General features: G+C 37.9%; 1 protein-coding gene. It reads right to left on the minus strand.

Going from position 1 to position 728, the window contains the following annotated elements:
• Positions 1-401, minus strand: a 401-nt coding sequence (locus EES38_RS23230) for an AAA family ATPase (RefSeq protein WP_166434333.1), incomplete at its 3' end; no start/stop codon positions are given.
• Positions 402-728: the final 327 nt, after the last annotated feature.

Consider the following 728-nt stretch of genomic DNA (forward strand, 5'->3'; position numbering starts at 1 on the left):
TCACAATCCCTGGAGAGATAGTTCACTAATAGACCGAGGGATAAGTAATTCGACTCATTCACATCCAGATCATGAATGTTTGGAATCCATATTATGCAAGGAGACATTGCTTTTGCTAATTCGAATTGAAGGGTGATATAAAATCGGTCTATTTCCGGCATCATATCCATAGTTAGTGCATTCATCATAGTTAGCAGCTCCAGCTCCGTATCAAGGTCACGATCAATATCGTCACTAGCATCAATATCGTCACTATCATCAATATCGATATCATCAATAAGAAAACCTTTAGGCTTGTTATCCAGGAACTTGTTCAGAAATACCGTAATGAAAGGAACATAGGAGTTTGTCGCTAGGTATTTGACCAAATARGATCGTCCAGTTCCTATAGAACCTATCACTAAAATACCCCTAGRGRGGGATARGGCTAAGCGGAGCGAAAAGGGTTTTCCATGAGAYGGGAAATGAAAACTATTAGCCCCACACGGTGAATAAGTGATTGTCTGATAATGAGCAAGGAATATCCGTCTTTCTGCTAAASAGGATSTRTTGAACTCATAATTCATTAGAYACTTTTTATGAATGTCAACTAAGTATCGTAAGTAAAYTGYTCCCGGTTGTTCAATCATTTGATAACCAGARTCATTCTTTGATAAATGATCACKATGAGTCAGACTCAATAGAATTTGATCAATCCTTTTTTCTGCCCTTAAGGTGGAGAACTGAAC

This window comes from Vibrio viridaestus, from assembly GCF_003856525.1.
GTDB lineage: Bacteria > Pseudomonadota > Gammaproteobacteria > Enterobacterales > Vibrionaceae > Vibrio > Vibrio viridaestus.